Annotated in this window: 23 protein-coding genes; 13 read left to right on the top strand and 10 right to left on the bottom strand. The window is 56.0% G+C overall.

The window, feature by feature from the left end; translation table 11 throughout:
- Positions 1-98: 98 nt before the first annotated feature.
- The 6 genes from CCALI_RS10810 to hisH form a co-directional block, all read right to left on the bottom strand.
- Positions 99-737, bottom strand: coding sequence for a peptidase MA (locus tag CCALI_RS10810; RefSeq protein ID WP_016483522.1), 639 nt, complete (start codon positions 735-737; stop codon positions 99-101).
- A gap of 276 nt (positions 738-1,013) precedes the next feature.
- Positions 1,014-1,322: a hypothetical protein gene (locus CCALI_RS10805; RefSeq protein WP_016483521.1), complete on the bottom strand. Its 309-nt coding sequence runs from the start codon at positions 1,320-1,322 to the stop codon at positions 1,014-1,016.
- Between the two features lie 261 nt (positions 1,323-1,583).
- Positions 1,584-2,957, bottom strand: coding sequence for a dihydrolipoamide acetyltransferase family protein (locus tag CCALI_RS10800; RefSeq protein ID WP_016483520.1), 1,374 nt, complete (start codon positions 2,955-2,957; stop codon positions 1,584-1,586).
- Positions 2,958-3,009: 52 nt separating this feature from the next.
- Positions 3,010-4,059 carry a zinc-binding dehydrogenase gene (locus CCALI_RS10795; RefSeq protein ID WP_016483519.1) on the bottom strand — a complete coding sequence of 350 codons (1,050 nt, stop codon included), beginning with the start codon at positions 4,057-4,059 and terminating at the stop codon, positions 3,010-3,012.
- A 10-nt stretch (positions 4,060-4,069) separates the two neighbouring features.
- Complete coding sequence (hisA, locus tag CCALI_RS10790; protein ID WP_016483518.1) at positions 4,070-4,813, bottom strand: 1-(5-phosphoribosyl)-5-[(5-phosphoribosylamino)methylideneamino]imidazole-4-carboxamide isomerase; 744 nt, start codon at positions 4,811-4,813, stop codon at positions 4,070-4,072.
- Between the two features lie 29 nt (positions 4,814-4,842).
- Positions 4,843-5,466 carry an imidazole glycerol phosphate synthase subunit HisH gene (gene hisH / locus CCALI_RS10785; RefSeq protein WP_044950371.1) on the bottom strand — a complete coding sequence of 208 codons (624 nt, stop codon included), beginning with the start codon at positions 5,464-5,466 and terminating at the stop codon, positions 4,843-4,845.
- A 165-nt stretch (positions 5,467-5,631) separates the two neighbouring features.
- Between hisH and CCALI_RS10780 the strand changes: the two genes are divergently transcribed.
- Positions 5,632-6,642 carry a Gfo/Idh/MocA family protein gene (locus CCALI_RS10780; protein ID WP_016483516.1) on the top strand — a complete coding sequence of 337 codons (1,011 nt, stop codon included), beginning with the start codon at positions 5,632-5,634 and terminating at the stop codon, positions 6,640-6,642.
- A gap of 12 nt (positions 6,643-6,654) precedes the next feature.
- Here the strand turns inward: CCALI_RS10780 and CCALI_RS10775 are convergent, their stop codons facing one another.
- The 3 genes from CCALI_RS10775 to mutS form a co-directional block, all read right to left on the bottom strand.
- Positions 6,655-7,461, bottom strand: a complete 807-nt coding sequence (locus CCALI_RS10775; RefSeq protein WP_016483515.1) for an anti-sigma factor family protein — start codon at positions 7,459-7,461, stop codon at positions 6,655-6,657.
- A gap of 82 nt (positions 7,462-7,543) precedes the next feature.
- Positions 7,544-8,104 (bottom strand): sigma-70 family RNA polymerase sigma factor, encoded by a 561-nt coding sequence (locus CCALI_RS10770; protein WP_016483514.1) that lies wholly within the window; start codon positions 8,102-8,104, stop codon positions 7,544-7,546.
- A gap of 35 nt (positions 8,105-8,139) precedes the next feature.
- On the bottom strand, positions 8,140-10,824 hold the full coding sequence (gene mutS / locus CCALI_RS10765) for a DNA mismatch repair protein MutS (protein ID WP_016483513.1): 2,685 nt from the start codon (positions 10,822-10,824) through the stop codon (positions 8,140-8,142).
- Between the two features lie 287 nt (positions 10,825-11,111).
- Here mutS and CCALI_RS10760 point away from each other — a divergent pair, with 287 nt between their 5' ends.
- The 6 genes from CCALI_RS10760 (at position 11,112) to CCALI_RS10735 (ending at position 17,658) form a co-directional block, all read left to right on the top strand.
- On the top strand, positions 11,112-12,122 hold the full coding sequence (locus CCALI_RS10760; protein WP_016483512.1) for an aldo/keto reductase: 1,011 nt from the start codon (positions 11,112-11,114) through the stop codon (positions 12,120-12,122).
- A 419-nt stretch (positions 12,123-12,541) separates the two neighbouring features.
- On the top strand, positions 12,542-13,561 hold the full coding sequence (gene queA, locus CCALI_RS10755; protein WP_044950369.1) for a tRNA preQ1(34) S-adenosylmethionine ribosyltransferase-isomerase QueA: 1,020 nt from the start codon (positions 12,542-12,544) through the stop codon (positions 13,559-13,561).
- Positions 13,562-13,585: 24 nt separating this feature from the next.
- Positions 13,586-14,497, top strand: coding sequence for a helix-turn-helix domain-containing protein (locus CCALI_RS10750; protein ID WP_016483510.1), 912 nt, complete (start codon positions 13,586-13,588; stop codon positions 14,495-14,497).
- 139 nt (positions 14,498-14,636) lie between these two features.
- Positions 14,637-16,010: a glycosyltransferase gene (locus CCALI_RS10745; protein WP_016483509.1), complete on the top strand. Its 1,374-nt coding sequence runs from the start codon at positions 14,637-14,639 to the stop codon at positions 16,008-16,010.
- 95 nt (positions 16,011-16,105) lie between these two features.
- Positions 16,106-16,747, top strand: coding sequence for a DedA family protein (locus tag CCALI_RS10740; protein WP_016483508.1), 642 nt, complete (start codon positions 16,106-16,108; stop codon positions 16,745-16,747).
- Positions 16,744-17,658 carry a histidinol-phosphatase gene (locus CCALI_RS10735; RefSeq protein ID WP_016483507.1) on the top strand — a complete coding sequence of 305 codons (915 nt, stop codon included), beginning with the start codon at positions 16,744-16,746 and terminating at the stop codon, positions 17,656-17,658. Before CCALI_RS10740 ends, CCALI_RS10735 begins: the two co-directional genes overlap by 4 nt.
- Here the strand turns inward: CCALI_RS10735 and CCALI_RS10730 are convergent.
- Complete coding sequence (locus tag CCALI_RS10730) at positions 17,655-18,848, bottom strand: hypothetical protein (protein WP_016483506.1); 1,194 nt, start codon at positions 18,846-18,848, stop codon at positions 17,655-17,657. The two genes, CCALI_RS10735 and CCALI_RS10730, sit on opposite strands and share 4 nt — an antisense overlap.
- Before the next feature lie 331 nt (positions 18,849-19,179).
- Between CCALI_RS10730 and CCALI_RS10720 the strand changes: the two genes are divergently transcribed.
- From CCALI_RS10720 to CCALI_RS10695, 6 genes are all read left to right on the top strand, one after another.
- Positions 19,180-19,443, top strand: a complete 264-nt coding sequence (locus CCALI_RS10720) for a 4Fe-4S dicluster domain-containing protein (protein WP_016483505.1) — start codon at positions 19,180-19,182, stop codon at positions 19,441-19,443.
- 54 nt (positions 19,444-19,497) lie between these two features.
- Entirely contained in the window at positions 19,498-20,085 is a 588-nt protein-coding gene (locus CCALI_RS10715; protein WP_016483504.1) for a cob(I)yrinic acid a,c-diamide adenosyltransferase, read from the top strand.
- 3 nt (positions 20,086-20,088) lie between these two features.
- On the top strand, positions 20,089-21,084 hold the full coding sequence (locus tag CCALI_RS10710) for a DUF2092 domain-containing protein (RefSeq protein ID WP_016483503.1): 996 nt from the start codon (positions 20,089-20,091) through the stop codon (positions 21,082-21,084).
- Between the two features lie 105 nt (positions 21,085-21,189).
- Positions 21,190-22,092: an NAD(+)/NADH kinase gene (locus CCALI_RS10705; RefSeq protein ID WP_016483502.1), complete on the top strand. Its 903-nt coding sequence runs from the start codon at positions 21,190-21,192 to the stop codon at positions 22,090-22,092.
- A 380-nt stretch (positions 22,093-22,472) separates the two neighbouring features.
- Positions 22,473-23,294, top strand: a complete 822-nt coding sequence (locus CCALI_RS15340) for a DUF1559 family PulG-like putative transporter (protein WP_016483501.1) — start codon at positions 22,473-22,475, stop codon at positions 23,292-23,294.
- Between the two features lie 74 nt (positions 23,295-23,368).
- On the top strand, positions 23,369-23,566 hold the full coding sequence (locus CCALI_RS10695; protein ID WP_016483500.1) for a hypothetical protein: 198 nt from the start codon (positions 23,369-23,371) through the stop codon (positions 23,564-23,566).
- Positions 23,567-23,570: the final 4 nt, after the last annotated feature.

Below are 23,570 nucleotides of genomic sequence, written 5' to 3'. Positions count from 1 at the left end.
GGGAAGTCTTCTGTGTATTATACAGTAATTCGCAGGCGTTCTACCCGACAAGATGTACCTACTTAACAGCAGGACAAAGTAACTAGCCAAAACTTAGGCTAAGAGGAGGTAGCCACTTGTGATGGATCGGTTCTTCGTGAAACCAGCTTGTTGAGGAACTTCTCGGAAAGCACGTCGCAGGTATCGAGTTTTTGACGTGCACATACATACGCCGAAAAAGCCTCGGCAAAACCCTCCTCCACCGAGGTCGAGGCATAGGTGCTTACTAAACAGTGCTTCCGAAGCTGCCGCTGCCACACGGCCTTGTAAGCGTCGCGCTCCGCCGAAGTAAGAAGCTGATCCCAAACGAAATGGCCGTACTCGTGGGCGAAAACCATGCGTGCTCGATCGCCCTGAAGGGTATCTAGGAGCAGGATTGTGGCATCGGCATCAATACGATCCCCTCCCGAATAGTAACAACCGTCTACCACATCCGAACAGGGCTGCCCCATCGTCTTCTCAAACAGTTGCTGCATTGTCTTGGCTGATACCACCTCTACCACCACCGCTTTTTGAGTCTTTAAAGCGCTTGGAAGCGAATCGTAGACCTGCTGCCAAATCTCCTTATGAGGCGTATTCGAGTCGAAAATGAGATCAGCGCGGGCAGCCTGTACACTGAACAGTAGATAGCAAAAGCCGACCCCAAAAATGCTAGTGAGGATGCACCTCGTCCAGCTTATCGCCCTGTCTAACCACATACCTTACACTCTGGCCCTTTCCGAATTAATTTCGATGACAGCAAATAGACGAAAACAATCACCACTTTACCGATCGCTTCCTTGCTTGGGATGCCTGTTTCCCTACAGGCTTAGTGTGGTTTAACGAAACCGAAGAGGAAACGTGAGCCGATGGTCGTGCCTAGTGTTACGTTTCCAAAAAGATAGACGGGAGATAAGGGGTGAAAAGTGCGAGCAGACGCCCCTGCAGAAAGCATTTTCTACAGGGGCGCTGAGGGCCTTAGAGGCTATTCCGGATTAGTGTTTGTCGTACTGCAGGGCGAGTTGGCACTCTCTTATGGCCTGCTGAGTAAGGTCAAGTGCCTTCTCGCGATGGCCACCGAAGTCATGCTGCGCTTTCGACAGGAACATCTTGGCGCGATTGAGCGCAAAGAGCGCATGGCGAATCTCGGGGTGCTTCTCGGTTCGAGCCATTGGGCGATGGTTAGGTCGGTGAGCCGGCGGTTGGCTCTGGGCGAAAGAGTTTTGAACGAACGCCCCAAGCCCTAGCAGGCTCACAAAACCTGCCCCTGCAAGCAGCATTCGAGTCTTTTGGGTAGAGATCATTTGTTGAGATTTCCTCCTTACACTTTCAATGTCTGGATTTTCGCTTTTTGAAACGGTCATCCTCTTTAGTTTTGGTCTCTCGTGGCCGTTCCGAGTATAGAGACGCAAGCGATAGGAGAAATGTTCAAAATATTTGGTAAGCACCACCAACAGGATCGCCTTGAATGGGGGCGCATTGTTTAGCGAGGAGCCTGCTATCTGCAACGGCGTCCCGCTCCCCAATGGGAGGGATGAGGGCGGAGAGCACGCTAAGGACTCTCCCTAAATGAGCAGGCTGTAGGGCGATTCGAGGATTTCACAGAGCCGCTGAAGGAACAGGGCCGCCGGCGCACCGTCTACCTGACGATGGTCGAACGAGAGACAGAGATTCATACATGGTCGAACCTCGATGGCTCCATTGCGAACCACCGGCTTTTCCTGAATGCGCCCGACTCCAAGTATGGCCGCCTGTCCCGGTACAAGAATCGGGTTGAAGCTATCCACATGAAACGGACCGAGATTGGTAATGGTGAACGTTCCGTCGCTTACATCCTCCGGGCTGAACTTTCCGCTGCGCACACGTTCGATGAGAGGCTTTAGTTGTGCCGCCACCTGTCCGAGTGTCAAACTCTCAACATGCTTTAAGACGGGCACTACCAGACCCTCTTCCAGTGCAACGGCCACGCCGATGTTTTTTGACTTATGCAGGCGGATAACATCGCCTTGCAGCGTGGCGTTGAGGCGCGGATGCTCCTCGAGAGCGCGTGCCACCGCCTTGACCAACATATCGGTAAACGATAGGCGCACTCCGTAAATGCGCTCTACTTCCGGCAAAAGGCGGCTGCGAAGCTCCGAACATGCGCTCATATCTACCTCGGTAACTAGAGTAACATGAGGGGCGGAAAAGGCAGAGCGCACCATGTTATCGGCAATGCGGCGCCGCATGCCAGCCAACGGAATCTCCTCAAAATCTTGGGTCTGCTCTGCTGAGGAGGGTTGGCTCTGCCGGGCCTCCACATGGCGCCTAACGTCGTCGCTGCGTACACGGGATCCAGAGGACGCCGCAGCCACGACATCGGCAGCTACGCCCAAGTCGTCGGCGAGGCGAGCCGCAAGAGGGGTAAATCGTGGTGGACGCGGCGCGGACACTTGCAACTCCGCGGCAAGATAGGCCTGCACATCGCGCTCGATGATGCGCCCCTCCGGCCCAGAACCACGCCCCTCTAACGCTGCAAGCGGTACGCCCTTCGCCTCAGCAAGGCGTCGCGCTCTCGGAGAGATGCGCAGCGACCCACCCTCAGCAATCACGGAAGCAGAGGGCTCGGCTACGGAAGCGACCGATGCTGGTACGGCTGCCTCTACAGATAGAACGCTGCTTTGCCGCAGCTCTGAGGAGAGGAGGGAAGAGACGTCCTCCCCAGGTGCGCCCACAATGGCAATAGGCTGGCGAATGGGAACGGTGGTGTTAGGTTGAGCGAGAATCTTCAACAGAACGCCGTCGGCCTCTGCTTCTACCTCCATAGAGGCCTTGTCGGTCTCCACCTCTAACAACGGCTCACCTTTACGAACCTCTTCACCCTCTGCTTTCAGCCAACGAAGGATAGTACCCTCCTCCATGGTATTGCCAAGCTGGGGCATCACGATCAGCTGTGCCATGTTTCTTGTCCTCTCTTATAAAAAAACATAACGCCAGGGTGCGCCGTAGCGCTTACACGGGTGTAAGCACGGCCTTTACCACCTCCCCACAAGCCATGGCCTCAAAACATTCGCGCCACTGCGGGAGCGGGGCAACGCGGTTTAATACCGGTTTTAGATCGATTTGACTGGAGGCCAACATGGCCAAAACGCGCTCCCAAATCGGCCAATTGTGACTAAACGAGCCTTGTATTGTTAGGTTTTTAGCCACCACAGGGTCAAGCGAGTAGTCGCAGGGCTGCGGTCCCCAGCCAACCTTCACGATCTGAGCTGTGGGGCGAGCCAGCTGCAGAGCCGTTTGCAGGGAGGCACTGACGCCGGAGGCATCCACCACCACATCAAAGCCGTACCCATCGGTAAAAAGCTTAGCGGTATCGGCCATCTCTTGAGGAGGCAGCGCGAACACGTGCGTTGCTCCCACGGCCCGTGCTGCCTCAAGGCGATGCCGGTCAGCCGGTAGTCCGTAGACGACGAGAGGATTGGCGCCATTGAGACGCGCCATGAGCGTGCAGAGAATGCCAATAGGCCCAGGCCCTAGCACGGCCACAGCGTCGCCGGGGCGGATGCGGACGTTCATACAGACGGCGTTATAGGCCACACAACACGGCTCGGTAAGCGCCGCATGCTCGAAGGGAAGCGATTCGGGCAGAGAATGAAGGCAGCGTTCAGGCACTCGCACATAGCGCGCCATGGCGCCGTCTACTCCATAACCGAAACCAAGCCGTGCAGGGTCGAGATTGTAAAGCCCGCGCCGAGTCATTGGGGAGTCGGGATCGATCACAGCCGCCGTTTCACCGGTTACCCTATCGCCCTCCTGAAACCGACGAACTCGTGCTCCCTTAGCCACTACCACACCGGCATACTCATGGCCAAGAATCACCGGATAGTTCACCTTCCAGCTGTGGGTGGCGTGATACTGATGCAGATCGCTCCCACAAATGCCTACCGCCTTCACCTCCAGCAGAACGTCCTCTTCTCCTATGCTGGGCACGGGCACTTCGCGCAACTCTACCGCGCCGGCATGCTTCGCATAGTTGACCAAAGCCAGCATCTTCTCCGACATTGCCGTTCCTCTATCCTGCTTTCACACGCGCAATGACCTCCGGCAGCGATAGCGTGCCGGCGTATAACGCCTTTCCGATAATCGCCCCTTCGACGTTAGGATGTTGCTGACGCAACTGGAGGAGGGCCTCAATATCCTTCATACTGGTAACGCCTCCGGAGGCGATAAGCGGCCGCCCCTGAGCTGCCTGGGCCGCATTGCGAATGGCCTCTAAATTCACCCCTTCAAGCATGCCGTCTTTTGAGATGTCGGTAAACACAAACCGTTTAGCGCCTAATTTCACCATTCGCCCGATGAAGCTGAGAGCTGGTTCGTTTACCTGCATCTGCCAGGCCTGAATGGCCACCATACCATCCCGTGCATCTACCCCAACGACGATCTTGTCGCCATACACGGTAAACAACCCTTCGATAAGTTTCTCCTCAGTGGCCGCCGTCGTGCCCACCACCACCCGCTCCACACCGAGGCGCAACATCCTTTCCACTACTTCTCCACTACGCACCCCGCCGCCAAACTGTATGGGTAACCCCACCTGCCGCACGATTTGGCGTAGCACTTCAAGGTTCGTTGGGTCTGGACTGCCCTTGCGCGCCCCATCGAGGTCTACAATATGTAACCGTTGAGCGCCTTCCGCCTTCCATCTTTTGGCCATCTTTAAGGGGTCTTCCGAATAGGTTGTGATCTGTGCGAACTGCCCCTGGCTGAGGCGCACGCACTTCCCACCTTTCAAGTCAATTGCCGGATAGATGTCCATGTAAAATCCTCTCTTTCGCCTCTTGAAGTCTACCAGTTCACAAAGTTCTGCAAAATGCGCAGCCCAACGGCTCCGCTCTTTTCCGGGTGAAACTGCGTCGCGGCCACATTCTCTTTCTCGACGGCACAGCAGAACTCCTCCCCATATGTGCTTGTGGCGATAACCACAGAGGGATCGGCCGGGCAGGGAAAGTAGGAGTGAACAAAATAGACCCTATCCCCCTCCTGTAGGCCACATAGCAGCTTCGATGGGCGCGTGAGGTGCAGGGCGTTCCACCCGATGTGAGGCACCTTTAATCTCGACACATCGGAATACCCTCCGTCCTCAAAAAAGGCCCTCACTCGTCCCGGAAGCACCCCTAAACCGCTCGTTGTGCCCATCTCCGTGCTCTCCTCAAACAGCATCTGAAGTCCGAGGCAGATCCCTAAGAACGGTTTGCCGCTACGGATATGTTGCATAACGGCCTCCTGCAGGCCGCTACGCTGTAAGTTGCTCATCGCTGCACAAAAAGCCCCTACTCCGGGCAACACCACCTTCTCGGCCCGCGCAATAACATCGGGGTCAGAGGTGATCTTGGCATCCCCGCCCACACGCTGCAATGCCTTCTCCACGCTGCGTAGATTGGCCATACCATAGTCTACAATAGCAATCATAGGTTTTTCTGTCTCCACGAAACGTTCTCGCAAAACCTCCCTAAAGAATCTTAGCATAGAACGAGAGCCTATAAGAAAAACAGGCCCTTGAGGTAGCATAGAAGCGGTCTTTCTAAGAATTAGAAGTTAGAAATGAGGAATTAGAAACAGAGTGAGAGGGATCGTATGGTGAAAAAGGCGCTTTTGGTGGGCGCTGGCGGCATGGGGCGCGCTTGGGCGCGCAATCTCACGGAGTGCGATCAGACGACACTGGTGGGTTGGGTGGACATTCGGCCAGAAGCAGCCGAACAGGGCGCCCAAGAGCTAGAGCTTTCCGACATCTACATTGGGGACGACCTCAAGAAGGCCATTGAGGCCACGAAGCCGGACTTCGTGGTAGATGTAACCGTCCCCGAAGCGCATCATGATGTGACCATTACGGCGCTTGAGGCTGGCCTACCGGTGTTGGGCGAAAAGCCCATGGCCCACTCGATGGAGGCCGCCCGCGAGATGGTGGCGGTTGCGGAACGCACCGGGAAACTCTATATGGTGAGCCAAAGTCGACGTTACGACGCGCGCATTGCAGCCTATCGTAGGCTTATTCATGAGAACCTGGGCCCCATCGAGATTCTCAATTCGGATTTCTATCTCGGCCCTCACTTCGGTGGCTTTCGTGATGAGATGGATCATGTGCTGCTGCTCGATATGGCCATTCACACGTTCGACGCCGCGCGCTATCTCAGCGGAGCCGATCCCGTTTCGGTGTATTGTGAGGAGTTCAACCCTTCTTGGAGTTGGTACCGTGGGGCGGCCTGTGCCAATGCCTGCTTCGAGATGACGGGTGGGTTGCGCTATACCTATCGGGGTTCTTGGTGTGCTGAGGGGCGAATGACCTCATGGGAGGCGGAGTGGCGCGCCGTGGGCCCGAAGGGCACCGCCACATGGAACGGCCACGACCAGATCGTGGCCGAAGTGGTGGTCGAGCCGAACGGCTTTTTCTCTAAAACGGAGGAGCGCACTGTTGCCATAGAGCCGGAGCCGGGGGGCATCGCGGGCTCCTTAAGGGATTTTTTGCGCGCCCTTGAAACGGGCTTGCCTCCTATGGGCGAGTGCCACGATAACATCAAAAGCCTTGCCATGGTGTTTGCAGCGATCGAGTCGGCCACTAAAGGACAGCGTGTGCCTGTGACGCTTTAGCTATGCCTTACCTTAGGGTGTCGAGCCAGGCGGATCGGTGGCCTGCGCCGCATTGAGCAACGTGTCGCGCGGCACACTATGCCGATCCACAAGCAGGGCATAGCCAGTGCCATCGCGCGACCAGGCGTAAAGCACAGGGCCTTTTGGCGGAGACATAGTGTAAAATCGCCTCCGATTTAATGCCAAGGTGCTTAGCGAGGAGCCGAACCGCCCGTGATGGGGCACAATGTAGATGCCCACAAGCCCATGTGGGGTGCGGTAGAGCAGACGAGCAGCGGCCACACCATCGAGAGAGACGACATCGGCCCCCAAGAGCTCTCCACGCGAGAGTGAAAGGTTAATAGGCGGGACGTTGGCGTGCAGGCGATCGCGCAGCCAAACCGCAGCGCGGTCGGGGTTTGGCTGCGCAAAGGCCGGTTGAACCACCGTTCGCTCCACCTGCTCAAAGTCCTGAAGAGCGGCGCGCACGGGGAAGATATCGGGGCTATTAAGGCGTGCCCAGACAAAGCTAAAGATGGCAAGCAGTAACATGGAGAAGGCTAGTGCTGGACGCCAGGCGAATCGCGCGCGTTCAAGCCGCTCTCTGCGTCTCCAAACGCGTTGGGCTTCGCGCCACACATGCGGAGCCGGCTCGATGTGGCGTTGATGAACACGAAGGGCACGCAGGTGCTGACGTATCTCTGCGAGGCCTTTCGACTCCTCATAACAGGAGGAGCATACCTCTAGGTGCTTCTTCACTTGTTCGTGGAGGTCTTCCGGTAGCGCTCCGTCCACGTAGGCAGCGAGGAGGTCGTGCATTTCCCCGCACGAACCCTTCATCGCCTCGGCCTCATTCTCATTGTGACTCATGGTCTTCTGATAACGACACGTAGTAGTGCGTGCTTTCCTTGTATTTTACAGCTCACGATTGTTTGCGCGCCGTCGGCTCCGTACCGGTCAGCATTTGGCGCAACAACGCTCGTCCTCGCGACACACGGGAACGCACCGTTCCCACAGGGATGTTGAGGGCATCCGCCGTTTCCTGATAGCTCAGCTCTTCCACATCTACCAGCAGCACGACCGTTCGATACTCTTCCGGCAAGCTGTCGAGCGCTTTTTGGAGCTTTTCATCTAAAAGGTTCTCCGTAAGGAGGACGGCGGGGTCGCTCTGCGGCGGTGCGGGGAAATCCCACGTACTGCCCTCCACCCCCGAATCGAAAGAGGTGGTCAGCGGCCTTCGCTTGCCGCGCTCATAATCGTTAATATAAACTCTTGTCAGAATAGTAAACAACCATGCACGAAAATTGGTTCCCTCTTCAAACTGATCGAAGCGTTCGTAGGCTCGAATCAGCGTTTCTTGGGTTATATCTTCCGCCCATTCGCGGTTGCGCGTCATTCTGAGGGCCGCTTGATAGAGTGGTTTAAAAAGCGGTTTTGCTAACTGCTCAAAACGACGACTCCGACTTTTGCTAAAAAGATCCATTCTCTATGCGTTCCTGCTATCGGCCCGGCGAAAGACTATCTCCCCTGTTTCAACTGCCGACGCCATGCCTCTATCTTCATCAGCGCTTCCATCGGGGTCATTGTGGTGATGTCGAGCGCCTCCAACTCCTCTAGAATGGGATGCCGCTCGGGTTCAAACAGCGTAAGCTGCAGCTTCTGCTTGCGTTCAGGAACCTGTTGACCACTATCCACAATATCGCGTGTGACCCCGGCGCTACCCTTTTCAAGGCTTTTGAGTATCTCTTTTGCCCGCTCTACCACCTCTAGGGGCACACCGGCCATACGGGCTACCTGAATCCCATAGCTCTTATCGGTTCCGCCCGGTACTAATTTTCTTAACCAAATAATATGCTCTCCTTGTTCCCGAACGGCCACCCGAAAGTTCTTTACCACCGGATAGCGATTGGCCAGCTCGTTGAGATGATGGTAGTGTGTAGCGAAGAGTGTTTTACAGCCGATCTGCACGAGATATTCTGCTACCGCCCACGCGATAGAGAGGCCATCGTAGGTGCTGGTGCCACGCCCTATCTCATCCAGGATCACGAGACTGCGGGCGGTGGCATTGTTCAAAATGTTGGCCGTCTCGCTCATCTCCACCATAAACGTGGATTGGCCGCTAGCAAGCTCATCATGGGCGCCCACGCGAGTGAAGATGCGATCTACAATGCCGATGGAGGCCGAGTCGGCCGGCACGAAGCTGCCGATCTGGGCTAGAAGCACGATCAAAGCGGTTTGACGGAGGTAAGAGGATTTTCCGCTCATGTTGGGGCCTGTGATGATGAGCAACCGGTTCTCTTCATCAAGGTGACAATCGTTGGGAATGTAGTCGCCTCCGAGGCCGATGCGCTCGATGACGGGGTGGCGTCCGCCGAGAATATGGATCGAGTCGCCCTCATGTACTTCCGGACGCACATAACGGTGGCGTACGGCCGTTTCGGCAAAGCTTGCCAGCACATCGAGCTCGGCCACCGCGCGCGCTACAGCCAGCACTTCGGGAGCCGCTTCACCAACCCGCTCGCGTACGCCGAGAAACAGCTCATACTCCAGTTCAATCGCCTTTTCCTCAGCTCCCAAAACAAGCGCTTCATACTCCTTGAGTTCAGGTGTGATGTAGCGCTCGGCGTTCACCGTGGTCTGCTTGCGTAGGTAGTTGCTTGGCACTTTGGAGAGGTTGGCCTTGGTCACCTCGATGTAGTAGCCGAACACAGCGTTGTAGCCGACTTTCAACGAAGCGATGCCGGTACGTTCCCGCTCGGTGGCCTCCAAGTTGGCGATATAGCCCTTCGCATCGGCGGAGACAGCGCGCAGTTTGTCTAGCTCCGCATGATAGCCGGGACGGATAAGCCCTCCCTCGCGCAAGCCGGCCGGAGGGTCGTCTTGAATAGCTCGACCGATTCGCTCCACGATGTCCAGCGGGCACGCGAGACGAGAGGCCAGATCGCGCAGTTTTTCGCTGCGGGCACCAGCGAGCACGGTAGCGATGTTGGGTAGCCGAAGCAGCGCATTGCGCAAGGCCACCAGATCGCGGGCGTTAGCCAGCCCCGCGGCCGCACGGCTCACAAGACGCTCGATGTCGCCCATTCCTCTCAGAAGATCGCGTAGATCTCCTCTGCGAATGGGGTCCCGCACCAGCTCCTCCACAGCTTCTTGGCGCCGTTGAATACGCCCCACTTCCAGCAGCGGCTCCTCGATCCATCGCTTCAGCAGACGGCCTCCCATGGGGGTGAGGGTCTCGTCTAAAACGCCCAATAACGTGCGTTGCCTACCACCATCGCCCATGGGGGCGAGAAGTTCAAGATGACGTCGTGCTGCCGAGTCTAGCGTCATGAACTCCTCGGTGGAGTAAGTGGCGAGGCTACGAATATGCGCCAGTGCCCCCATTTGTGTCTGGCGGAGGTAGCGCAGAATGAGCGCGCAGGCATCTATGCCAGCCGTATACTCCTCACAGCCGAAGCCGCGCAGCGACTGCGTTTGGAAATGGGCCAACAGCAGCTGCCGACTATCCGTGCTGGTGGAGCGTTGCCCTCCCTCCGATCTCGGCATAACAGTTACTGAACCGGTGCAGGTGGCCTTGATGGCCTCAATCAGCTCCGCATCTACCCCCTCTGGCACTAAAATCTCCGCCGGCTCAAGTCGTGCGATCTCCTCAAGAAGTCGCTCCTTGCGTCGCTCTCCTTCGATCTCTGTGGTAAGAAACTCCCCTGTAGAGACATCCACCACGCCCACCCCGGCCACCGGGTCTCCGATAACGGCCGCCACAAGGTAGTTGTTGCTGCGCGAATCGAGCATGGCGTCTTCCAGCACGGTGCCGGGGGTAACGACCCGCGTGACCTTCCGCTTCACCAGCCCTTTGGCAAATCGGGGGTCCTCTACCTGATCCATGAGGGCCACACGATGGCCCCGCGCGATGAGCCGAGCAATATAGCGTTCCACAGAGTGATAGGGCACACCGGCCATCGGCACCCGTACGCCTCCGTCATCACGACCCGTAAGGGCGATCTGCAGCTCATGCGCAATGATCTCCGCGTCCTCCCCGTAGGCCTCGAAGAAGTCGCCTACACGCATCAGCAAAATGACCCCCGGACGCTCGCTACGGGTAGTAAAATACTGCTTTAACAGCGGCGTGCGCCCTACATAGTTCGACGGGAACGGCTCTACCGTCGCTTTTTCCGAAGTGGGCAAAACATCTGAGTCCGACATGCTGCGTATTCTACTTATTCACAAGGAAAACGTCAAGTTGGGATCGCCGGTTTGGACTTTTCGAAGGAACTCGGCGAGTCGACAATTGCAAGAACTTGACAATTGCGTGCACGTACGTTACAATAATAGTGTGATCGGTTTTGGAGCACTTTTTCTTTTTTAATTTAAGGCATAAGGGCGCTATTATCCTAATCGAGCTGCTTTTTAACAAACGCTTCTTTCGCTCTTGCCGAGGGCTACACTCCTATTCGGAACCCCGCAAGAGGATTGACAAAGGAGGAACGATTATGCAGGATCCAGAACTGCTTTCCCATCTTCGTGAGAAGAGCAAGGAAAGACCGCTAACGCGACGCGAGTTCATGCGTGCCCTCACGGTTGCAACCGCTGCCGGCCCTGGCCTCATTTCGGCCACACTTTCCGGTATCTCCCTCACCCGTAGTCAGCGCGCTGAGGCCGCAGAGGCCATCGTGGCGGCCTTCGGTAAGCTGCCGAAACGGCCCTTCGGTACTCGCCTCGGACACATGATGGTAACCCCCGTTTGCATCTGCTACGACTGGAACCCGGAACTCTTTGCTCCTGCCCTCGCGTTGGGCATTAACTTCATCCACAAAGCGGGCTACTGGGGACAGAACATCCCCGATGTCATTAAGAGACTGCCACGTGAGTCCTTCTACTGTGATATCACCGTAGACAATACCCCCGATCATCCCGACGACTACGACCGAGCCTACAACCAGGTGGTTTCGTCGCTCGAGCAGAACGGGCTAAAGTACTACGACATCTTTCGCGCCCACTTTGGCTGGAAAACCGTAGATGCCTACCGCATCCATAACGTCTCCTATCAGGTCTTCAAACGACTCAAAAGAGAGGGCAAGGTGCGCTACTTCGGGGTCTCTCAACATCCCTACGTGCCCTATCCGGATATCATCTCGGCCGAGATCGAGGGAGGCAATATTGATGCCATGCAGGTGTGGTTTAGCTACGGCACAGCACCGGAAACCGAGAAGGTGTTTGCTGAAGCTAGCAAAGCCGGCATCGGCATGACGGCCATGAAAGTCTTCGATCATGGTCATGGCCGAATCAACGATCAGTTCATGCAGGAGTGGAATGCACCGGGGCAGCCAGGGCGAGCGCTTCTTCGTTACACGCTCTCGCGAAAGCGCCCCGACGGTAAGCCGATCTTCCACACCTGCGTTACCGCTCTGGGTAATTTGCAAACGTTCGAGGAGAATATCGGAGCCGTCAGTCCTCAAGTCTCTCAACGCGATGGTTTCGATATACAGAAAATCTACGCTTAAAAAAGTTATATTTTCGACGATGATACCTTCCTCATCATAATGTAGATGAGGGAGGTTTTTGTTGTTTCTTACACCTACAGCCATGACCCATTCCTTAGGGAACGGAGCATGTAGCGGTGAGCGCCCTTACAAGCGGCGCCTTTGCCGATGGCAACCTCCTACCCAACAATGTCAAGCCGACGCTCCAGGGAGGATCGGACAGGGACGGATAAGATGACCCTGCCCTGCCAACTTGCCCTAGCATCGAGGAAGCTAAGGGGGGACAAAAGTCGAAATCACGCAACAGATTGCGGTATACTTCCTACGTAACAGAGCGCCGTGTATTGAAAACAACCTCCTTCCTTGGGCTACTGAAGGGCCTCAAGCGCCATGGTGAGGGAAGGAGGCCTATCAAACTTAAGGTTTTTGTTATGAACGCCATGCGCACCGAACTTTTTGACTACGAACTTCCACCGCATCTCATCGCCCAGACACCCCTGCCGCGCGGGGAATCGCGTCTGCTAGTGCTTCACCGGAAAGAAGAACGAATCGAACATCGCAAATTCAGCGACCTACCAGACTATCTTGTAGAAGGGGATGTGCTCGTCCTCAATGATACACGCGTCTCCGCCCGACGAGTTCAAGCACAGCGTGAGAACGGAAAACCTGCCGAGGTTTTGCTGCTACGCCCTGTGGCAGAGACGGACTGGGAGGCGCTGGTGCACCCCGGTTTAAAGCCCGGTAGAAAGTTAACTCTCATTGGCCCCAACGACGATCGAGTCGAGGCGATAGTGGTGGGCGTGACCCCGGAGGGAGGTCGCCTTCTCTCACTGCCTAACAGAGAGTGGCGTGACCGCATCGCCTCATGGGGCGAGATTCCGCTACCGCCCTACATTCATCAGAGCGTTGAGGACGAGGAGCGCTATCAAACCGTCTACGGTCATCGTCCTGGCTCCGCAGCGGCGCCTACGGCGGGACTGCACTTTAATGAAGCTCTCTTGGATGCGCTCGCGCGCAAAGGGGTAAAACGGGTAGAGTTGACGCTGCATATCAGCGTGGATACCTTCCGCCCCGTCCGTGAAGAGAACGTGGAAGAGCACAAGATGCATGGTGAGCAGGTGATGCTTTCAGAAGAGGCCGCACAAGTCATTAATCAGGCTTCCGGACGCATCGTGGCGGTGGGAACTACATGCGTTCGCGCTCTCGAAACGGCAGCACAACACGCGCGCCCCGGCCAGCGCGTCGCTCCGTTCCAGGGCGAAACCCATCTTTTTATTACGCCGGGCTATACCTTTCGCGCGGTAGACGCCCTCATCACCAACTTCCACCTTCCTAAATCTACCCTGCTGATGCTCGTAAGTGCCTTTGCCGGCCGGGAGCTCGTGCTGCGTGCCTACCGAGAGGCCGTAGAAAAAGAGTATCGGTTCTATAGCTTCGGCGATGCCATGCTGATCCTGTAAATCCGTTTTTGTGGGAGAGAGACCGTGCGACTTGAGGAGTGGCAAAAATATCTGGAAGCCCGCTTTGTGGACGAAGAGGAGGTAGAGCGGCTCATCAAACATCCTACGCCCGAACCAACACAAACCGCATCCGAGCCCGAAAACGGTCAGGAAGCCCCCCCAACTTCCTCGCTCCCTGAGACTGTTACAACCAACCACACCGCCCTTACGATGATAGAGACCATGCCCGTTGCAGCAACCGCTCCCCCTTCAACGGAACCCTCTAAACCACCCCAAGAGGAGGCGATAGCCCAAGCCAACCGGCATCGTTCGCTCTCCCTCTTCCCTGTTGTTAACAGCGAGCGCCCCACCTGCCAAGCTTCCAACAGCCCTATTGCCAAGCGCGCTCTCCAGCCTTCTTCCGCTTCCGATTCGGACGTTCTGGAGGTGGACATCCCCGAGTTTGCCCAGTTCCTGCCCTCAAACCATCCCGCAGCAAAACCTTCCAAAAAGCGTCCACGAAAAGCAGAGTCAACAAAACCAGCGGCCTCCGCACAACCAGAGGATCCCCTTTCGGCTATCGCACTTCATCGCCGCCTCTTTGAACGCGCTCAGCAGATGTTTGCTCTCCAAGCCCCTGAACGAGAAGAAGCCGTACAGGGCTACTACAAACGCCCCTTCCAGGAGACCCGTGCGGAGCTTATTGAGCGGCTTTTTGACCCCGAACTTTCCTTAGAAGATGTGGCACGCCTTTTGAACGTCTGCCCCACTACCGTAAGACGCTACACCAACCTTGGTTGGCTTGTATGCCATCGCAAGGAGCCAGAGCACTCACAGGCCTCCCAAAAGAAAGAGACCCGCCAACGTCGCTTCCGGCTCTCTGCCCTTCTCGCCTTCATCGAAACCTACGCAGAGCAGATCGCCGCCGACCGTATTGTAGATAACAAGAACGTATAAAAGTTTGGGCACAAAAGAGCGCTCAAAGCCGTCCAACCATAAGAAATAGGCCACTCACAACTCAAAAAAGCTAGCGAGAGTTTGCGTTAAAGAGCAAGTACGGATCTACCCAATAGGCTGTCAAGTAAAAACAGTTACAATGTCAAATCAAGCTGCACCTCATTCTCAAGTAAACGTTCAAGATACAGGCTTGCAACAGCCGCGCACGTGGCGGATCGGCATGTTCTCCGAGAGCTTTGCGCCCGTGCGCAACGGAGTTACGATCTCCTTGCTGACCCTCACCCAAGAGCTTCGTGCTCAAGGCCACTATGTCTGCATTTTCGCTCCCGCTCATAGCCAGCAACCTCCTGACGAGCCGGATGTGATGCGCTTTCCCTCGTTCGTCTCCATCTTCAATCGAGGCTATCCTCTGGCCTACCCTTTCTGGCCGCGCATTGTGCTCTCTAGCCAGTTTGCCGATCTTCGGCTCGACATCGTCCATACCCACACCCCCTTTGTGCTAGGGCTTACCGGAGCGCGTCTTGCCCTAAGCCATCATGTGCCGCTTGTCAGCACGTTTCATACCCTCTATTGGCAGTACGCACACTACATGCCCTTCCTACCAGAAGGGGTTACCAATACGCTTCTCGACCTCTATCTGCCCTGGTATTATAACCACTGTAGTTGCATTATCTGCCCATCAAAGGTCACCGAAAACGCCTTGCGGAGCATTGGGGTCAACCGACCGATCACTATCATTCCCACCGGCATCCCCTTGCCACCGGAAGCGCAGCTGCAGGGTGAGGCCGTACAACGGGCACGTCAGAGGCTTGAGGTTCCCGAGAACACCTCCCTTTTGCTCTATGTGGGGCGTTTGGCGTCTGAAAAGAATGTGATGTGGTTACTGGAGGTCTTTCAACGGGTTCATGCGGCCTACCCGAATGCCGTGCTCGCCTTCGTTGGCGAAGGGCCTTTACAACCTTCTCTCATAGCCCGAGCGCAAGAGCTAGGCCTTGCCGAATTTGTGCGGTTTCCCGGCCCCATTCCGCGAAACGAGCTAGACGCCATCTATGCTGCTGCCGATGTGTTCTGCTTCCCTTCGAGCACAGAGACGCAAGGGCTAGTAGTAGGCGAGGCAAGGGCAGCTGGGTTACCCAGCGTGGTGGTAAATGCTGGAGGAGCACCGGAGACCGTGAGTGAGGGTGAGGATGGATTTGTGGTACCCGTAGGGGATGCTGAGGCCTTCGCCGATAGGGCGTTGCGTCTTCTGACCGATAGAGCGCTTGCCGAACGGATGCGTCGTGCGGCGCGACGCAATGCGTCGCGCTATACTCCTTCCCAAATGGCTCAGAAAGTGCTCGAAGTCTATGCCGAGGCGCGTAGACTATCACCACCGCCACGCATGCCGGAACCGGAGGTCATGCCACATGGGCCGGATTGGGAGGCTCAGGAGGCTCTTTATGAAGATGCTTCGGGAAACGCATCCACGCCAACCTCAAAGGGAGAGCCTATGGATATAACCTCTCATCCGTAAGCGCTCCCTACAAAACGCAGAGAGTTGCTGCCTAGAGGATTTCACCTTGATGCAAGGGTGTTTCTATTCAGTCTGGTTCTACAAGAGGAGTCTACGTGTTCACCCATCTGTTAACTACTGTGAGCCTTTGGATCGAATCGGTCATCGCTCGTGGAGGCTATGGGGGCATTGTGTTACTTATGGCTCTTGAGAGCGCCTGCATCCCATTGCCAAGCGAGGTGATCATGCCGTTTGCTGGGGCCTTGACCCTAGAATGGATCGCCGCCCAAAACCATCGCCCCACGCTTAACCTTTTCCTCGTTGCCCTGGCTGGAGCCATTGGATGCGTGCTGGGCTCCGCCTTGGCCTACGGCATAGGGGCAACCGGCGGACGTGAGGTGGCCTTCCGCTATGGGCGCTACGTGTTGCTGAGACGGCGCGACCTGGAGCGCGCAGAACGATGGTTCGCCCATCAAGGCGCCATTGTGGTCTTCGTCTCTCGTCTTTTGCCGGTTGTGCGCACCTTCATTTCGCTGCCGGCAGGCGTAGCCCGCATGCCATTCATTTCCTTCCTCGTTCTCACCTTTCTCGGCTCGCTGCCCTGGTGCCTTGCCCTAGCCTGGCTCGGCGTTCTCGTCGGCGGCAACTTAGAGCGCATTAAAACGGTTTTTCACGGTGCCGACGCGCTTATAGTAGCTATTCTGTTGGTGCTCCTCCTATTTTGGATACGTCATCACCTGCAAGGAGAAGAAGCATGAAGGAACGTCCTTGCTGGCACATATCGTTGCACGGAGGACACTCCGGAGAGTTTTGCGACCACGCGGAGGGCATGCTGAGAGAGATGCTCGAGGCGGCGGTGGCAGCGGGATATCATACCTTCGGCGTGAGCGAGCATGCCCCACGTCCGGAAGCATTTCTTTACGAGGAGGAGCGCGCCCTTGGATGGAATGCGGAAAAGCTGATCGCCGACTTCCATCGCTACATGCACACGATCAACACCCTGGCAGATGCGTTTGCACCACAACTCATGGTGTTGCGCGGCTTTGAAGCGGAGGTCGTGCCACAGCAGACGTATGTAGAGACCATGCGGAACCTGCGTATCCGGCAGCTTGAAAATGGAAGACCTGCTTTCGACTACATGGTCGGCTCCGTTCACTATGTTTATGAGATTCAGATAGATGGGTCTCCAGAAAACTATCGAAAAGCTGTGGAGGAGTGCGGTGGGGTGGTATCTTTCGCGAAACGTTACTATGCGCAGGTTGCTGAGATGGTGGAGGCCCTACGACCGGAGGTCGTAGGGCATCTTGACCTGATCCGAAAAAACGCAAGGGCTATTGGTCTGTCGCTAGAGGCCCTGGAGACGCAAGAGATAAGAGCGGCCGCGGAGATGGCTTTGGAGGCCATCCGAGCCTACGGCGCGATTCTCGATCTCAACACGGCCGGCTGGCGAAAGGGATTAGACACTCCTTACCCGGCCCCCTGGCTCGTGCAACGCGCCCATGCGATGGGCATCCCTTTCTGCTTCGGCGACGACAGCCACCGGCCCGCAGAGGTGGGAATGGGTTTGAGAGAGGCACGCCTTTACCTTTTGCGCAACGGCGTTACGCACATTATGACGCTGGAGCGCTCGGAAGATGGCTCTCTTCTCCGCCGTCGCTGCCCCCTTTAATGCCTTTCAACGCTGTTTGGCTTGGAAGAGGAGGGATCGGGTATGTGTAGTAGATTCTCTTCGGATGTTTTATGCGCGGTAGAGGGACGAAGCATCTCCTGAGGAGGGCACTTCGGCTCCTGCCCGGCACGCAACAGCAGGGCGTTCTCCTTGTTGCGTTTTGCTAACGCCTCAAGCTGAGGCAAAAGCTCTTTAGCCACTTCATGAGCTTCGGGTGGGGCTTCGATGTTTTCTACGATGAAGTTCCGAACCCAAGGCAACGCGACCACATCGCCTGTTTTGCGTACCATCTGCAGCAGCGCCACCGGATAGTCCGCCCCTAAACGGCTAAGGTGCAACCTTCCTACCTCGCTGTAAAACACATCTATCAGCAACCCCTGATAGAGCACGAGGCGCACCGATTTAGGAAGTTGGCGAAACGATTCGGGCGATATCAGGCGCAAGAGCCGCGCAATAACGGGGCGCGCTAGGATGGCCAGACTCTCATCTGCTCCTGCCTTCGTGGGGTAGTAGGTCTCCACAATTTTACGCGACCAGAACGTAATGGCCACCTCAGGGGTTTTTCCGGCAAGGGGGTCAAAAGCGTCTAATAGACGTTCCAAACAGCGTTCGGCCTCCTCTTGAATCAGCCTCTCCTGAGGCAGGTGGAGCGAGCGTTCCGCGGCAACCAAGTGGGCTACCACCGTTAGCGGCACAGGGTTGCCATCCGCAGGAACCTTGCGCAGCACCGCCAAGTAGAGCGCCTGCTGCATGGGAAGCGGCAAGTTGCCGAAACAAGTGCAGAGGATGTTCCACCGTCCACGCCCTAACGAGCGCGCCTCCGTATCGCTCAGCCGCGGAAGCAGCCGTACTAAAGCAGAAGAGGCTGCCTCCTGTAGACGTAGATTGCCCTGACCGAGCGCATCTACCAGAGGGCCAATGCACTCCGGATTATCTACGGCAGCCAACTGTCGCAAGAGCCGCTCAAGGCGCGGGGGCAACATGTAAGGTGCGGTGAAGTAGAACAGTAACGAGAGCGTAAGGGGTAGTAGGGCAAAAGCTTCCCAACCGGCAATGAGCACCACGAGTGAGGTAATGAGCGTGAGCGTCGTCCAGGCAAAGACGCGATCGTGCCACCGCTCTCTTTCCGAGTTCCAGAGGGCAATGAGACGCTCCACATCATGGGCACTGAGTTGCGGTATGGCAGCCATTCTCCTAACCCGTCAAACCTATCTACTTGTTATATTTTGCCACAAGCTGTTTGGTTCCTTCTTTTTAGTCGCCAAGCTCTCCTGCACACCCTTTCTAACAAGCAAAGGCCTACGCGCAAAATACGGCTTTGTGCCGCTAGCGGGTATCATACAAGGTGCAAAATCGGTTCGCCCTAATGAAATCTGCCCCTCCAGCTAAGCTTGAGGTGGAACGGGTTAAGAATACTCTTATATTCCTAGTGAAACCAAAATTGTGGACAAAAAGGTATAATTTTATCACAAAGGGTTTCCAACCCCTACTCTTAGATTCATAACAGAGGAGAACAACAGGATGGCTTATGTAATTACCGAACCTTGCATCGGAGTGAAAGACAAATCTTGCGTGGCCGTATGCCCTGTGGACTGCATTCACGAGGGAGTCTACACGGAGGACGGTAAGGTTTACGATATGTTGTTTATTAATCCGGATGAGTGCATAGACTGCGGCCTTTGCGAGCCGGAATGCCCAGTTACGGCGATCTTTGCGGATAGCGACGTGCCCAAAGAGTGGCAACACTACATCCAGATCAACGCCGATTTCTATCGTAACAAGTAGTACCCCAGAGGCCGAGGGTTAACAAGACTCGGCCTCTTCTTCCCATAACAGACCATGAGTTTACGAATCTACACTCGTACCGGCGATTCTGGACAAACCGGCCTTTTTGGTGGCACACGCGTTGACAAAGATGACCTGCGCGTTGAAGCCTATGGCGCAGTAGACGAGTTGAATGCAGCCATCGGCCTTGCCTGCGCCCAGTGGAACGATTCGGAGATCGTTCCTCTCCTGCAAGAACTGCAGGGGCTGCTGCTCGTGCTTGGCGGCGATCTGGCCACTCCGGGCACAGAGGCGACCACGCGCGGGCGCGTGCAGATCGAGCGCATCAAGCCCCAAGAGGTGGAATACTTAGAACGCCTTATAGACCACTTTGAAGAGCAGCTTCCGCCGCTTAATACCTTTATTCTGCCGGGAGGCTCCCTCGCTGCTGCAGCGCTTCATTGGGCGCGCGTGGTCTGTAGACGGGCGGAACGACGGTGTGTAAGCCTATGGCACGCTGTTGGTGAGGACAAAGAGAACGGCATGAATCCCACCGTACTGCCTTTTCTTAATCGGCTGTCCGACCTTCTTTTCGTGTTGGCACGCGTGGCCAACCAGCGCGAGGGACACGCAGATATTCCCTGGATTCGTCGAGAGAGATGACCTATGTGCGCGCGACCACCCTCTCTTGGCCTGCTTTTTGGTCTTGCTTTCCTGCTTCATAGCCTCTGTTCTGCCAACGCCACTCCCCTGGTAAAAGGCCATCAGCAGGCCTCCCCGTTCGATCCCAAGGCCCTTCAACTGCTTGACGAAACCCTCCAAACCTACAAAATGCTTTCTAGCCTGCAGGAAGAGACGGTGTTTAGCGCCTACAATTGGATGATCCCGCCTGGAGCGCCTGTGCATGCGGACATTCCGGATGGCTTAAAACCCCAGTCGGTAGCGCGCACGCTTACCCTAAGCATGCTAAAACCTAACCTGTTTCGGATGGAGCTGAAAACCACCGATACCAACAATAAAGTCCAGACAGCCCTCTGGGTTTGCGACGGCACAACGTTTTGGACCTACAACAGTGAGAAAAACTACTATACCAAACACCCGGCCCCTTCCGACCTCGCCGGTCTTGCCAAACTGCCCGGCATGGATATGAGCGCTCCCGAAGTGATGATGCTGCTTGGTCAGAACCCCTTCGCTAACATTCAAGATCGTTTTGATGGCGCTCGTTTGCTTCCGCCTCTCCATCTTGAAGGGTTGCCTCCTCTCGATGGGGTGGAGATTTGGCAGGAAGACACCACAAAAAATCTCATTCGCCTCTACATCTCTCCCCAAAACCATCTCATCTACCGCATTGTTTTTGAAACGCTGCCGCTCTCCTCTTCTCACGATCCCTCACTCGTTGGCGATGACGTGGACGCACTTGCTATTCGCCGCCCCGTCTCCTCCGGAGACAGCCCCTCAACCGCTTTTGCGCTCGTTTGCGACAATAAGTTCGGCTCTTCCCCTACCAAAGAGGCGTTCCACTTTTCCCCTCCTCGAGGGGCACTGCTCTTTCAGCCGCTGAACAGCCCACAAGACCTTTTGGACTATCTGCAACGCAATATGCAGAAAACCGATTTGCACCATATGCTGCGCGGGCGCAAGGCGCGCATCATTCGCCCTTAAAAGGGGCGTGAGGTAGAATGCATTCATAAGGTGAACGGAGTGGACGCAATCTCCTCGCGACAAAGTCCTTGAAACCCGGCGCCGAAGCCGAAAAGGAGTATTCATGTGGCACTAACGTCTGTGCGACAGGTGGGTATCACCGTCCATCGCACAAATCACCAGGCGTGGCAGTTGGGCAAGGAGCTTATCGCCTGGCTACAGCAAGAGGCAGGCGTGAAGGTTTTGCTTGATGAGCAGACCGCGAAACGCTTGGAGCGCCCCGATCTCTCCTGTTGCGCCTCCGTTTGGGAGGCCGTGGATTTTGTGGTGACTCTTGGAGGCGACGGCACCATTCTCTCGGCAGCACGCATGGCTGCCCCCAACGGTGTGCCGGTTTTGGGGGTCTATATGGGTCGGTTCGGCTTCATCGCCGAGTCGCATCCCTCAACGCTTTATGCGGATCTGCGGCGTGCCCTCGCCGGTGACGTGCGCATCGAAGAGCGTATGATGATCGAGGCGGAGGTCTGGCGTAATGGCACATGTGTCCATACCAACCTCGGGCTTAACGATGCCGTCGTGAAAAGCGCTACCTCTAGCTTGCTGAATCTGCGCCTTCAGCTTGGCGGTGCACCTTTCGCCACCTACCCCGCCGATGGCCTGATCATCGCAACCTCTACCGGCTCTACAGCCTACTCGCTCTCCGCCGGCGGCCCCATCGTAGCCCCCACCATGGGCGCCCTCATCCTCACCCCCATCTGTCCCCATACCCTCAGCGCTCGCCCCATGGTGATCCCTTGTCACGATGTTATCGAAATTCACATCGAGGACTCCGGCGGCGACGTACTCTTCAAGATGGATGGCGTAGACCCGTTTCCCATTCAACACAACGATCGCGTGGTGGTTCGACGCTCTCAATTTGTGACAAAGCTCATCGTGCTCGATCACGCCACGTTCTATCAAAAAGTCCGCGCTCGCTATCTCTACGGTGAACGCCTCGACGAGCCCGACGGTCTCGACCCAGAGCCTTAATCGCATGCATGTTTGCCGACTATGCTCCCCTACCCATTCTGCAAAAGGGATAGGCTTACGGTCACAATAAGCAAGAAAGCCCCTAAAAGATCTTCGTGGTACAGCAGCGCCCCTCCATACCCCAAAAAGACGTCCCCCAGCAAAAAATGACGAAGAGCCCGTTTGCCTTCTCCTCCCTTACATCTCAGGGGGTTGACATCGGAAATTCGCTGAACAGACTGACGAGCAGTGGAGAGTGTACGGCCGCTCCTTAACCAAAATTTAATTCTGACTTAACATGGCCTTAATTTTCACCCAGTATTCTATAAGCATAAGGGGAAGAGAGGTGGACTCGAATCGCATTAAGGTAGACAAAACCCCTCGAAAGGAGAGCTAAGAAAATGAATTTCAGGAACCGAGCGTTTACGCTCATTGAGCTGCTTGTGGTTATCGCTATTATAGCGATACTTGCAGCTATTCTGTTTCCCGTCTTCGCCCAAGCTCGCGAGGACGCCCGTAAAGCCTCTTGCGTCTCTAATCTCAAACAACTCGCCACAGGCGTTCTAATGTACACCCAAGACTACGACGAGACCTTCCCCTGTGTCACCGGCAACGGCTATCCGCCTCAGCCCGGTATTCCCTTTGGAACCGACACCTGGGTCTACAACGACATTGTGGTGATCATTCAGCCCTACGTGAAGAACTTCGATGTCTTCTTCTGTCCCGACCGTCAACGGCTTGTGCCGGCCAGTGGGGACTTCTGCAATCCGGGCACAGGCACCCAGCATGTTTGGGGCTACGGCTACAACTGGAGCAGCGGCTATGGGCCTCATGATAATCCGCATAGCCTTTGGTTTCAAGGCGACGGCTGTGTTCTGCCCGATACAGGTTCCAATACATTGCCCGGCCGCTCCCTGGCCGCCGTAAACTTCCCAGCGCAATTTATTTTCCTGGGCGATACCGGCGACACGCCCCGCCAAACGCTCTATACGGCGGTGTTCGACCCGCGATGCAACCCGTCGAGCGGCTGGAACTCCGACCTGCCTACCGGTGCACGCCATCAAGGCGGGAACGACTTCGCTTTTTCCGACGGCCACGTGAAGTGGTTCAAGGTCAACCTCACCTATGTAGACCCCTACAATGTGGGCGTCACCACCCCCGCCGTCGTGCCCAATCGTTACTGGTTTAGCGCCACTTGGGATGGCGTTTCCCATTCCCCCTAGCCCCTACGCTGTTGCGCCGCTATCTCCGCTTACGCGGAGATAGCGGCCTTTTTTCTAAACATAAGGAGAGAAAAATGCGCTACCGAGACAATCGGTTCAAACGCGCCCTCTTGCTGCTGCTTCCTGTGCTGTTTGGTGCTTACGCTTTACCTGGTTGCCATAGAGATGAGCCACCGCAATCGCCAAACGCCACAACAGCGCCACCAGCCCGTCTGCCTAATCAAGACCTTGGTAAAACAGATATACTGAAACGAGGCCAGGGGCCGAAATAGTTTA

Origin of the sequence: Chthonomonas calidirosea T49 (assembly GCF_000427095.1) — a bacterium.
Taxonomy (GTDB): domain Bacteria; phylum Armatimonadota; class Chthonomonadetes; order Chthonomonadales; family Chthonomonadaceae; genus Chthonomonas; species Chthonomonas calidirosea.
The sequence above is the reverse complement of the archived record's forward strand: the minus strand, read 5'-3'. Positions and strand labels throughout refer to the sequence as shown.

What these genes read in the sequence shown, in the direction of transcription:
- CCALI_RS10810 (WP_016483522.1), bottom strand. Translation starts at nt 737, where the DNA reads ATGTGGTTAGACAGGGCGATAAGCTGGACGAGGTGCATCCTCACTAGC.
- CCALI_RS10805 (WP_016483521.1), bottom strand. Translation starts at nt 1,322, where the DNA reads ATGATCTCTACCCAAAAGACTCGAATGCTGCTTGCAGGGGCAGGTTTT.
- CCALI_RS10800 (WP_016483520.1), bottom strand. Translation starts at nt 2,957, where the DNA reads ATGGCACAGCTGATCGTGATGCCCCAGCTTGGCAATACCATGGAGGAG.
- CCALI_RS10795 (WP_016483519.1), bottom strand. Translation starts at nt 4,059, where the DNA reads ATGTCGGAGAAGATGCTGGCTTTGGTCAACTATGCGAAGCATGCCGGC.
- hisA (WP_016483518.1), bottom strand. Translation starts at nt 4,813, where the DNA reads ATGGACATCTATCCGGCAATTGACTTGAAAGGTGGGAAGTGCGTGCGC.
- hisH (WP_044950371.1), bottom strand. Translation starts at nt 5,466, where the DNA reads ATGATTGCTATTGTAGACTATGGTATGGCCAATCTACGCAGCGTGGAG.
- CCALI_RS10780 (WP_016483516.1), top strand. Translation starts at nt 5,632, where the DNA reads ATGGTGAAAAAGGCGCTTTTGGTGGGCGCTGGCGGCATGGGGCGCGCT.
- CCALI_RS10775 (WP_016483515.1), bottom strand. Translation starts at nt 7,461, where the DNA reads ATGAAGGGTTCGTGCGGGGAAATGCACGACCTCCTCGCTGCCTACGTG.
- CCALI_RS10770 (WP_016483514.1), bottom strand. Translation starts at nt 8,104, where the DNA reads ATGGATCTTTTTAGCAAAAGTCGGAGTCGTCGTTTTGAGCAGTTAGCA.
- mutS (WP_016483513.1), bottom strand. Translation starts at nt 10,824, where the DNA reads ATGTCGGACTCAGATGTTTTGCCCACTTCGGAAAAAGCGACGGTAGAG.
- CCALI_RS10760 (WP_016483512.1), top strand. Translation starts at nt 11,112, where the DNA reads ATGCAGGATCCAGAACTGCTTTCCCATCTTCGTGAGAAGAGCAAGGAA.
- queA (WP_044950369.1), top strand. Translation starts at nt 12,542, where the DNA reads ATGCGCACCGAACTTTTTGACTACGAACTTCCACCGCATCTCATCGCC.
- CCALI_RS10745 (WP_016483509.1), top strand. Translation starts at nt 14,637, where the DNA reads ATGTCAAATCAAGCTGCACCTCATTCTCAAGTAAACGTTCAAGATACA.
- CCALI_RS10735 (WP_016483507.1), top strand. Translation starts at nt 16,744, where the DNA reads ATGAAGGAACGTCCTTGCTGGCACATATCGTTGCACGGAGGACACTCC.
- CCALI_RS10730 (WP_016483506.1), bottom strand. Translation starts at nt 18,848, where the DNA reads ATGGCTGCCATACCGCAACTCAGTGCCCATGATGTGGAGCGTCTCATT.
- CCALI_RS10720 (WP_016483505.1), top strand. Translation starts at nt 19,180, where the DNA reads ATGGCTTATGTAATTACCGAACCTTGCATCGGAGTGAAAGACAAATCT.
- CCALI_RS10715 (WP_016483504.1), top strand. Translation starts at nt 19,498, where the DNA reads ATGAGTTTACGAATCTACACTCGTACCGGCGATTCTGGACAAACCGGC.
- CCALI_RS10710 (WP_016483503.1), top strand. Translation starts at nt 20,089, where the DNA reads ATGTGCGCGCGACCACCCTCTCTTGGCCTGCTTTTTGGTCTTGCTTTC.
- CCALI_RS15340 (WP_016483501.1), top strand. Translation starts at nt 22,473, where the DNA reads ATGAATTTCAGGAACCGAGCGTTTACGCTCATTGAGCTGCTTGTGGTT.
- CCALI_RS10695 (WP_016483500.1), top strand. Translation starts at nt 23,369, where the DNA reads ATGCGCTACCGAGACAATCGGTTCAAACGCGCCCTCTTGCTGCTGCTT.